At 45.2% G+C, this 10408-nt stretch carries 13 protein-coding genes; all 13 read right to left on the bottom strand.

What is annotated here, in order from left to right; translation table 11 throughout:
• Window positions 1-64: 64 nt before the first annotated feature.
• Window positions 65-850, bottom strand: a complete 786-nt coding sequence (locus AB6D06_RS05745; protein WP_132942091.1) for a VacJ family lipoprotein — start codon at window positions 848-850, stop codon at window positions 65-67.
• 124 nt (window positions 851-974) lie between these two features.
• Window positions 975-2195 carry a c-type cytochrome biogenesis protein CcmI gene (gene ccmI, locus AB6D06_RS05750; RefSeq protein WP_372110025.1) on the bottom strand — a complete coding sequence of 407 codons (1221 nt, stop codon included), beginning with the start codon at window positions 2193-2195 and terminating at the stop codon, window positions 975-977.
• Window positions 2195-2686: a cytochrome c-type biogenesis protein gene (locus tag AB6D06_RS05755; protein ID WP_372110026.1), complete on the bottom strand. Its 492-nt coding sequence runs from the start codon at window positions 2684-2686 to the stop codon at window positions 2195-2197. Before AB6D06_RS05755 ends, ccmI begins: the two co-directional genes overlap by 1 nt.
• On the bottom strand, window positions 2683-3234 hold the full coding sequence (locus AB6D06_RS05760) for a DsbE family thiol:disulfide interchange protein (protein WP_017060653.1): 552 nt from the start codon (window positions 3232-3234) through the stop codon (window positions 2683-2685). The genes AB6D06_RS05755 and AB6D06_RS05760 overlap by 4 nt, the downstream gene beginning before the upstream one ends.
• A 5-nt stretch (window positions 3235-3239) precedes the next feature.
• Window positions 3240-5210 carry a heme lyase CcmF/NrfE family subunit gene (locus AB6D06_RS05765; RefSeq protein ID WP_136979573.1) on the bottom strand — a complete coding sequence of 657 codons (1971 nt, stop codon included), beginning with the start codon at window positions 5208-5210 and terminating at the stop codon, window positions 3240-3242.
• Entirely contained in the window at window positions 5207-5689 is a 483-nt protein-coding gene (gene ccmE / locus AB6D06_RS05770; RefSeq protein WP_017064106.1) for a cytochrome c maturation protein CcmE, read from the bottom strand. Before ccmE ends, AB6D06_RS05765 begins: the two co-directional genes overlap by 4 nt.
• Window positions 5686-5892, bottom strand: coding sequence for a heme exporter protein CcmD (gene ccmD / locus AB6D06_RS05775; protein ID WP_009848525.1), 207 nt, complete (start codon window positions 5890-5892; stop codon window positions 5686-5688). The genes ccmE and ccmD overlap by 4 nt, the downstream gene beginning before the upstream one ends.
• A 14-nt stretch (window positions 5893-5906) precedes the next feature.
• Window positions 5907-6647, bottom strand: coding sequence for a heme ABC transporter permease (locus AB6D06_RS05780; RefSeq protein ID WP_372110027.1), 741 nt, complete (start codon window positions 6645-6647; stop codon window positions 5907-5909).
• 148 nt (window positions 6648-6795) lie between these two features.
• A complete protein-coding gene (gene ccmB, locus AB6D06_RS05785) occupies window positions 6796-7464 on the bottom strand; it encodes a heme exporter protein CcmB (protein WP_017060658.1) in 669 nt (222 codons plus the stop codon).
• A 1-nt stretch (window position 7465) separates the two neighbouring features.
• A complete protein-coding gene (ccmA, locus tag AB6D06_RS05790; protein ID WP_017060659.1) occupies window positions 7466-8083 on the bottom strand; it encodes a cytochrome c biogenesis heme-transporting ATPase CcmA in 618 nt (205 codons plus the stop codon).
• A 278-nt stretch (window positions 8084-8361) separates the two neighbouring features.
• Entirely contained in the window at window positions 8362-8874 is a 513-nt protein-coding gene (locus AB6D06_RS05795; protein ID WP_372110028.1) for a DUF2802 domain-containing protein, read from the bottom strand.
• The gene (locus AB6D06_RS05800) at window positions 8874-9368 is read right to left on the bottom strand and encodes a chemotaxis protein CheW (RefSeq protein ID WP_017064109.1); all 495 of its coding nucleotides are present in this window, start codon (window positions 9366-9368) and stop codon (window positions 8874-8876) included. Before AB6D06_RS05800 ends, AB6D06_RS05795 begins: the two co-directional genes overlap by 1 nt.
• A 72-nt stretch (window positions 9369-9440) precedes the next feature.
• Window positions 9441-10408, bottom strand: a 968-nt coding sequence (locus tag AB6D06_RS05805) for a chemotaxis protein CheW (RefSeq protein ID WP_372110029.1), incomplete at its 5' end; no start/stop codon positions are given.

Consider the following 10408-nt stretch of genomic DNA (forward strand, 5'->3'; position numbering starts at 1 on the left):
TTAAAAAGGCTCGATGTTGCATCAACATCGAGCCTTTCTTTTATCGATTTTCTAAATCATGTTTCTAGTAATCTTCTAGATAACCATCGATCAAATCTTCTTCTTCAAGGTCGACCTCTTCAGGCTCGATCTCGGCTTTAAAGTCACGACGTTGAATATAAACATCTCGCGTTAACGCATATGGATCTGGCGAGTCATCCAACAGCGCTTCTTGTGACACTAACTGAGCACGAGTTTCCATGCCTTCGAATGCCCACTTTCCTAAGCTAGCCCAGAAGTTCAAGAAAGACAGAGGCACATACATACCATCAACGGTTTCAGTTACTTCACGCGTTGTTATTGGGCCATAACCCGGCACCATGAAGTAGGGACCATTCCCTACCCCGTAATGACCAATCGCATCAGAGAACGACTTATCATCGTATTTGGTGATCCCCGCTTCGCTGGCAATATCGATTAAGCCTAACAAACCAATCGTTGAGTTAATCCAAAAACGATTGAAATGGTCGAGTGCTTTTTCACCATTGCCCATAATAAGGTTATTCACCATGCTTGATGGTTCGTCTAAGTTGGCTAGAAAATTGGATATACCAGAACGTACTGGCACAGGGGTGTAGTCAACATAAGCGAGGGAAACAGGGCGAACTAAATAAGGATCTAGATATTCGTAGTTGATATCCCACATCGCTCGGTTGAAACCTTCAAAAGGATCATTCGGGTGGGACTCTTCGACGTATTCAGAGGTTTCGAGGTTATCATCGTTAACACTTTCGTCCGGCGCACTTGAACACCCAACCGTTAAGCTTGCGATAAAAAGTAAACTCGAGAGTCTTAAAACACTGACAGACATATCACCTTTTCCATAAGGAATTCAAATAATAAAAAAGGCCAGCAATCGCTGGCCTCAATTGTTTGGCTAAGTCTATACCGTTTATCTGCAAATCGGAATAGCTAACACCTATGCAAAGTGATGATTAATATTGCTTATCTATATTAATGGTCACTGGAGCACCCAGTTCAACCACTTCACTTTCACCGTACCAATCACCATCGCGAGTTGAAACGTTACCATCTGTATCAAGCCTAGCTCTAACCATCAGTGTTTCAAGGCTAGACAGCTCTTGCCCTTCCAGCATGCTGTTGCCGTCATCTAGCACAACCGTACGAGGGAAAGTCCCTAGTGGGTAGCGTGCCGCTGCGATAGGCATTGGAGAACCATCAGCTCTGTGTACTGACACAATTAACACTGAGTTAGGGTCAGCATTCACGTCTGCAGATAGATCGAGCGTTACAGCAACAGTCTTACCTTGGTCGACACCCATAATGTCGCCCATTTTCTTCTGAGCACTTTCAATACTGCGCGAAAGCATTTCATAGCGACTGTCTTGTGGACCAATCATCTGTTGCATGATGCTCCAGTACTTCACAGCACCCGGGTAGTCTTGACGCTCAAATGCATCGAACGCTAGCAGTGAGAACACACGAAGGTCGACGTAATCGTTTTGAATCAAACGGCTCAAAATCAAACGAGCTTGGTTTTGATCCGCTTCATCAGGTGAAAGCATCAGTGCTTGTGCGAAACCTAACTGAACATCTTCATTCTTAGGTTCAAGCTTGTAAGCTCGCTCCATAGAATCTTTTGCTGTTTCAGCATCACGGTTAGCCAGTGCAATACGACCGAGTAGTAACCAACCTGTTGAATCTTTTGGTTGGTAATGCAGACGAGTACGAAGCGCCAGAGTCAAATCTTCCAGTTCATCATCCGTTAGTGCACCACCTTCCGATGACATTAGCTTTTTAGACAACTCAGGAAGGTTCGAGCTCACTTCTTGCCAGTGTTGAACTTTGTCCAATGCACCGAACTTAAAGTACATACCATAAGTCACAGCCACGACAAGAATGATCGACGGTACAACCACACCAAGCGTAGAGATTTGAGTTTTCTTCATCTCTTCTTGTGCAGGAACATCATCAAGCAGAGACTGTTTCAAATCAGCGATCAGTTCTTGTTGGTTATCAACAAGACCTTCCTCTGCTTCTACTTCTAACTCGACAAGACGGTCTTTATAGAACGCTTTATTCAACTCGTCGCGAAGCATCTCGTCATTGTTTGCCTTCTTGTTAATGAAAGGCAGAACAATTAAGAAAATTGCCGCTAGCGAAAGGATAATGGTAGAAATCCAAAATAGAGTCATTACTTCTTATCTCCGTCGTTCTCTTCATCGAGTAACGCTTTTAAGCGAGCTTCTTTGTCTGCATCCCAGCCTTTATCTGACTCTACTGCTGCTTTTGATTTTGACTTTCTGCTTCGTAAAATAATCAAACCAAATCCAAACACAACAACCGCAAACGGACCAATCCAAAGGATCGATGTAGCTAAGGTCAGTGGCGGGTTGTACGTTACAAAGTTACCGTAACGAGCAATCATGTAATCAATGATATCTTGCTTCGACTTACCGTCTTTTGTCATCTCGTACACTTTTTGACGTAAGTCGACCGCTAACTCAGCGTTCGAATCACCAATCGTGTTGTTCTGACATTTAGGGCAGCGTAATGTATTGCTTAGCTCTTTGAACTGCTGCTCTTGATCTACGGTATCAAATTCATGAAATTCGATAGGTGCAGCAGAAACCGTCGCTGAGATTGCGAACGTAGCAAATAGAGTAATCAATGCCTTTCTAATCATTTCGATTCCTCCAACAACTCTTGATACATCGGCTCAAGCGTCGATGCCCAGTTGGTCGGGTTCACATCACCAACATGGCGGTAACGAACCACACCGTTAGCATCAATTAGGAAAGTTTCAGGTGCGCCATACACGCCGAGGTCAAGACCTAGCATGCCATTACCATCAAACAGGCTAATTAGGTACGGGTTACCCAACTCTTTTAGCCAACCAACCGCTTTGTTGCGATCATCTTTGTAGTTAAGACCAATGATCTTAACGCCTTGATCCGCAAGCTTGTTCAGGTAAGAGTGCTCTGCATAACAAGTAGGACACCAAGTCGCCCACACGTTAAGAAGCAGTGGCTCGCCTTTAAAGATCGCTTGATCATGAAACTTACCTGGTTGTTCTAAGTCTTCTAGACCAAACTCAGGAACAGGCTTACCAATCAATACGGATTCTAGCTTAGTTGGGTCATCGCCCGACTGGTTGCGCATTAATTGCGTTGCAAAGATTCCAGCTAGAACCATGAACGCAATCAATGGAATGAATAAAATCTTCTTGTTCATTCGAATTAAGCCTCCTGCTCTTCAGCCGACTTTTTGATTGGCTTACGGAAACGGTAACGACGGTCACTGATAGCAATAGCGCCACCAATCGACATAATCAAAGAACCTGCCCAGATCCAACGTACAAATGGTTTGTAGTAGATACGTACAGCCCAAGATTTGTTGTCGTCTAAACGTTCACCCATTGCAATGTAAAGGTCGCGCGTTACGCCACGGTCAATCGCTGCTTCTGTCATCATAGACTTAGCTGTGGTGTAGAAACGTTTTTCAGCGTGAAGCGTGTTGATGTATTTGCCTTCTTTAGTAATTTCAAAGTCAGCAATGTAACCATCGTAGTTAGGACCATCTTTGTCACGAACCCCTGTAAACAGGAAGCTGTATTCTTCAAGCTGGTAGCTTTCACCTGGCGCCAGACGTACATCACGTTCGATGCTGTAGTTTTGCACCATCGCGATACCAATCACTGTCACGGCTAAACCTATGTGACCACACATCATTGCCCAGTGGCTACGAGGTAGCTTAGTTAGACCTTTCAAGAATGTATGACGGTGAGTCGCACGCTCATGCAGCTCAAAGCCGTGCATGAAGATGATCCAGAACGCCATTACCCAACCAGCAAACGCAGTACCACTGAAGCGGTCAGCCAGTAGAGCAACCATTAGCGCACTCAAGCCAAGTGAGAGTGCACCTGAAATCAGCATTGGTTTAACAAGCTTAGACAGGTTGTCACGTTTCCATCGGATCAGAGGACCGATACCAAGCAGGAACGAGAACGGGATCATTAACCAGAAGAACAACATATCAAAGAATGGTGCACCGATAGATACCGAGCCCAAGCCTAACTGTTTGTGAACTAATGGCAGTAGCGTACCTACTAACACAACGACAAGCGCTGCAATCAGTAAGATGTTGTTACCAAGCAGTGCGTTTTCACGAGAAACCAGATCGAAGTTACCGCGAACACGAACCGATGCGCCTTTAATAGCAAACAACAGCAGTGAACCACCGATAACGAAGACTAGGAAACCTAGGATAAACATACCGCGAGCAGGATCCGACGCAAACGCGTGAACCGATACCAAGATGCCTGAACGAACTAAGAATGTACCTAGTAAGCTTAGCGAGAATGCAGAGATAGCCAGCAATACTGTCCAAGCTTTAAATGTGCCACGCTTTTCTGTTACCGCTAGTGAGTGCATCAGCGCAGTACCAGCCAACCAAGGCATGAATGAAGCGTTTTCTACTGGATCCCAGAACCACCAGCCACCCCAGCCAAGTTCGTAGTAAGCCCACCAAGAGCCTAGTGCGATACCTACTGTTAGGAATAACCAAGCTGCGATTGTCCAAGGACGAGACCAACGAGCCCATGCCGTATCTAAACGACCACTCATTAGAGAAGCGATGGCGAAAGAGAACGCTACCGAGAAACCTACATAACCCATGTAAAGCATTGGCGGGTGAATAATCAAACCCGGATCTTGCAGTAGTGGGTTCAGGTCACGGCCATCAACAGGGAAGAAAGGCAATGTACGTAAGAACGGGTTAGACGTCACGATAATGAACAGCAAGAAGCCGACAGTAATCAGACCCATGATAGCCAAAACGCGAGCCACAGACTCTTGAGGCATACCACGGCTAAACGTCGCTACTGCAACTGTCCAACCCGCTTGGATAAGAACCCAAAGCAGTAATGACCCTTCGTGAGCCCCCCAAACCGCCGTAATTCGGTAGTACCAAGGCAGTTGGCTATTAGAGTTACTTGCTACGTATTGAATCGTAAAATCATTGGTGTAGAACGCGTAACACAAGATAAAGAACGAAATCGCTAAGAATCCGAACATACCCCACGACAACGGTCGTGCGCTGTTCATCAATAATGTGTTATTTCGAGCGGCTCCATACAATGGGAGCACGCTTAGCAGCAATGCAAGTCCCAAGGACAGGATCATCGCAAAATGGCCGATCTCGGCTATCATTGAGCATTTCCTTCTTTTTGTTCAGTCGTGTATTGCAAAGGCTCATGGGTTTTCTTCATTGCTTCCGCAACTTCAGAAGGCATGTACTCTTCATCGTGCTTTGCCAACACCTCAAACGCTTCGATTGTCGTTGCATTTTTAAGGACACCCTGAGCAACAATACCTTGGCCTTCACGGAAAAGATCAGGAAGGATGCCATCGTATAGAATCGTTACTTTAGGGCCTACATCTTGCAAATCAAAGCTTACACGTAGTGATTCATTGTCACGGCTTACAGAGCCGACTACGACCATGCCACCAATACGTAGGCGTTGACCAACTTCAGGTTTTTTACCATCTTTGCCGTTGACCAGCTCAGTTGGTGTGTAGAACAGATCCATGTTCTGGTTAAGTGCGTAAACCATCAATCCAACAGTCGCACTGATACCAAAAAAGATCGCTAAGACAATGCCCAGCCTCTTTTTACGTCTTGGGTTCATAGAGTGTTCTCCATATTTTTTGCTGCATCGATACGAGCCTGACGATCAATCTTAGCTTGTACTTCATTTAGTAATTGCTTACCACGACGAACGCTTACGACCAGTAAAATGATCATCGCGAGAAATGTGATTCCAAATGCACTCCATACATATGAGGCGTAGCCCCCCATGGCAAAGAAATCACTCAAAGATTCAAAATACATAATTACCTACCCTACTACGCTTTTTCGGCCGCAAGCTTGCGAACCCATGGACGGTGACTCTCTTTACTGATGATTTCGTTACGGAAACGAACCATAGTCACAGCACCAAAGAAAAAGGCGAAGCCGAAGATGTTAAGAAGAAGCGGCCATAGCATGTCACTTGAGATCGAAGGTTTTGCGAACTTAGTAATGGTCGCGCCTTGATGAAGTGTATTCCACCACTCTACAGAGAAGTGAATGATAGGGAGGTTAATCACGCCTACGATAGCCAAGATACCCGCCGCTTTCGCTGCTGTTTTTTGGTCGTCAAAAGCGTGGTGTAGTGCGATCACACCCAAGTATAGGAATAGAAGAATCAGCTCTGAGGTTAAACGCGCATCCCAAACCCACCAAGCACCCCACATTGGTTTACCCCAAACTGCGCCAGTTAGTAACGCAATGAAGGTAAACACAGCGCCAATCGGTGCCATCGCCAGTGCGGCCATGTCTGATAGCCTTCCCTGCCATACCAAACCGATAAAGGCAGCAATCGCCATCGACATGTAAACGCCCATCGACCAGATTGCAGACGGAACATGGATGTAGATGATACGGAAGCTATCGCCTTGTTGGTAATCAGAAGGCGCAAATGCAAGCCCCCACACGGTACCGACGGATAGACACAATAGCGCTAGGATCGAAAACCATGGCAAAAGTTTACCAGCAAGCTGATAAGAGGTTTCTGCTTTGGCATAGGGATGGAGCCATTTCCACATGTTGTAATCTCACTCTTACTTCATATTGCTTACAGCTATTAAAGCTATAATTATAATAATTTTATTTGTCTTGCTTTCAGTTTTATTGACTCTATGAGTCCAATCGACACATTTGGTTCACATTGGCTATACGATAACGGAACCCCAATCAGTTCACACTTACTCTAAGTGCGGCACTGATCGCAAAAGGCGTCATAGTCATCGCACCCATTAACATTGCCCCAAGCACCGCCAATTGACCGTTGTATGCAACGCCCAAAGCCGCAGCGTCAATTGCTGACGTCGCGAAGATTAAAATGGGGATGTAAAGCGGCAAGATTAACAGGCTTAACAGGACTCCGCCCTTCTGTAACCCAACGGTTAACGCAACACCAATCGCACCAATAAAACTCAATGCGGGTGTTCCTACCAGCAAGGTCAACACAACTGAGAGCCATGTATCAAAATCTAAAGACAACAAAACAGCCAATAATGGGCTGATTAAAATCAATGGTAACCCGGTCAACAACCAGTGTGCTATGACTTTGGACAATACTACCAACTGCAACGGGATTGGCATCAGCATCATCTGTTCAAGGGCGCCATCTTGAAAATCATCACGGAAAAGACGCTCTAAAGAGAGCAATGCAGAGAGCAAAGCGGCCACCCAAACAATACCCGCAGCAATACGCGCAAGTAGGTTTGGCTCTGGGCCAATACTCAAAGGGAAAAGCGTGATAACAATGATGAAGAACCACAAAGGGTTAAAGATATCCGCTTGACGTCGAAACGCGATAAGCAGTTCGCGTCGGATAATCGTGGTCATTGAAGAGATCATATTACTCACCCAACTTTATTTTTCTTAGTTTCGGGCTATCAGCAAACATATCTTGGTGTGTGGTTAACAACACAATGCCACCGTTGTCTGCATGCTGAGAAAAAAGAGATTCGAGAACTTTCACGCCCTGCTTATCAATGGCAGTCAGCGGCTCATCAAGAATCCACAACATTTGCTTGCTCAACCAAAGGCGAGCCAACGCAACTCGGCGTTGTTGGCCTGCTGAAAGTTGCCCCGCAGGTACGTCTTCTCTGCCCGCAAGCCCGACTTGAGCCAGCGCGTGGTAAAGCTCTTCTTTGCTGGTACCGCCACTGTGAATCGACTGATAAAAGCTCAGATTCTCATAAGCACTAAGCTCGCGCTTTACGCCTGTTTGGTGACCAAGAAAAAGTAAATTTTGATGATAAACATCTCGACTCGATTCAATAGACTCACCATCCCAAGAGATAGTGCCGTCATCGCGATCGCCTAAGCCAGTAATAATCCTAAGGAGTGTCGTTTTCCCGGTACCGTTACGACCTTCAACTTGAACCAGCTCACCTGGTTTCAATTGAAAAGACAACGATTCAAACAGAATCCTGTCGTCACGAATAGCAGTTAAATTTGAGACTTCTAGCATAGGTAAATTTAGTCGAGTAATGAGAGCGCTATAGTAGCACACCAACATGGTGACAAAACAGGACTAGGCGTTTTCGATAGAACAAAGTCGGTAAGAAACTGTTACCACCTCATCACAATTTACACATTTTCATCAACAAACAAGATATTGTCGTAGATACAAGCACTTATAAACATCGTTCTATATAGACCGGGCAGGCATAAAAAAAGAAGCCGAAGCTTCTTTTAAGAGGAATACGTAATAAACATCAATTGCTCAATACGAATTAAGCGCTCAATTTAACGACGTCGAGGCGGGGCTCTGCGATCGCGAGAGGCATCGGGGTGCTGATCGTACGATGAAGGGGCGCTTCGTAATGAAGGAATTTTCTCTTTACCAGCAAGCTTGTTCTGCAGAGACATCATCAGCTCAGCTTCTGCTTTGGGTAATTCACATTCTTCAATTAACTCGTTAATCCCAGCGCCAAGCTGAACCATTTTCGTTGCACGTGTGTACAAACGTCCATCGGTATCCGCATGTTCCAGCTCAACAATACGTTCATTCAAATGTTTGATAAGATCTTGTTGTTCAGTCACTTTCTGGCCAAGGCCAACCACAACAGAGCGAACCTCAAGTAATTGCTTACTCGATTTTTGAAGCTCTTTGTCCAAGTTACGAACTTGCAGGCGTGACTTATCGAGCTGCTTTTGAATCGCACGTTTTACTTTGCTAATCAAAATCAGGATAAATAACGTAAAAACCCCAACGCCTGATATCAGAGCGACAGGGCTTAAAGGAAGCGCTTCAAACATTACAGGTGAGCCATCTCATCCCATTCGTCTTCGCTTAGTAGTTTGTTTAGATCTACTAAGATAAGTAGCTTGCCATCTCGGTTACTTACACCTTGGATGAACTTAGCACTTTCATCAGTACCAACACTTGGCGTTGTGTCGATTTCAGAAGAACGCAGGTAAACCACTTCAGCAACGCTATCTACTAGAATGCCAATTACTTGACGCTCAGATTCAATAACGATGATACGAGTGTTGTCTGTGATTTCACCTTGCATCAAACCAAAGCGAGAACGAGTGTCGATAACAGTAACAACGTTACCACGTAGGTTAATAATACCTAGAACGTAATCTGGAGCACCCGGTACTGGAGCAATTTCGCTGTAACGTAGTACTTCACGTACTTGCATTACGTTGATGCCGTAAGTTTCTTCTTCTAGCTGGAAAGTCACCCATTGAAGTACTTCATCATTCGTTTGCTCTTTTCTTACTTCAACTTCACTCATATGAGACATAGATAATCCTCTTGCCGTCGTTACCGACCACTATTATTAACTTGATGCTTATTGTTAGCCCAATGCTTATTACTAGCTTAATGCTTTTACATCTAGCCCTGCGTTTAGCATGGCGATTAATGCTTCAACATGAATCAAAGCACACATTTTTTCTTTTACCATACCAGCGAGCCATGGGCGTTTCCCTGCCATTTCTCGCCAACGTACTTTGTCTGTATTAAGTAGCTCGGTGCCTTTGAGCTCTGTGCCCGCAAGGCCCCACAAGCTTTCTCCAAGCATCACTATATATTGATAGTTTTCTTTGTATTCGTCACCTGATAGTTTCTCAGACATCACCCATTTTGCGGTGTCGACCACATCTAGCTGACTATCACGGTTGGTTTGTAAACCTAAATACCAAGCTGGCTTACCAATGATATGACTTAACTCTTCAAGGCGATGGATGCCGCCAAGCTCATCAAGTGGCACCGCAAAGGTCACGCCGTTTACATCAAAATACAAGACTTGAAAGTCTTCTTTGCGAACCGTACTTTCCCAAGAGGTAAACTGGTCAGCACCTCCGGCTTGAGTTTCGGGTTCAATAACTGTCTCGGGATCAGGAACGTCAAGTTCAGGCTCAACAGCCTTAACTTCTACTTGTTCCGTCTCCAGCGATTCAGCTTGTAACTCTTCAATTTGCTGCGATTCAACAGGTGGCTCTACAACAATTGATAAATCGGGTTCTGGAAGATTCCAATCTTGAATCTCTGGCTCTTCAAACACTTGAACAGACTCAACCGCAGCATCAAACATTTGCATGTCAGCTTGCTGGGCGATTTTCCGGGTGTTCTGATCCATCAACTCATCAAGGTTCAGTTCATCAACAACATTGGTCGCCTCTAAACGACTCAGTAGTTTCTGAACATCCTCAAGGTTAGGAACCTCAAACTCAGCCGCGCGTATTTCTGCGTAGCTTGAGTGGTGACTCGAAAATTGGCGCTCTGGCTCTGGCTCTGGCTCTGGCTCTGGCTCTGGCTCTGGCTCTGGCTCTGGCTCTGGAT

Origin of the sequence: Vibrio sp. 10N.239.311.G01 (assembly GCF_041465805.1) — a bacterium.
GTDB classification, from domain to species: Bacteria; Pseudomonadota; Gammaproteobacteria; order Enterobacterales; family Vibrionaceae; genus Vibrio; species Vibrio crassostreae_C.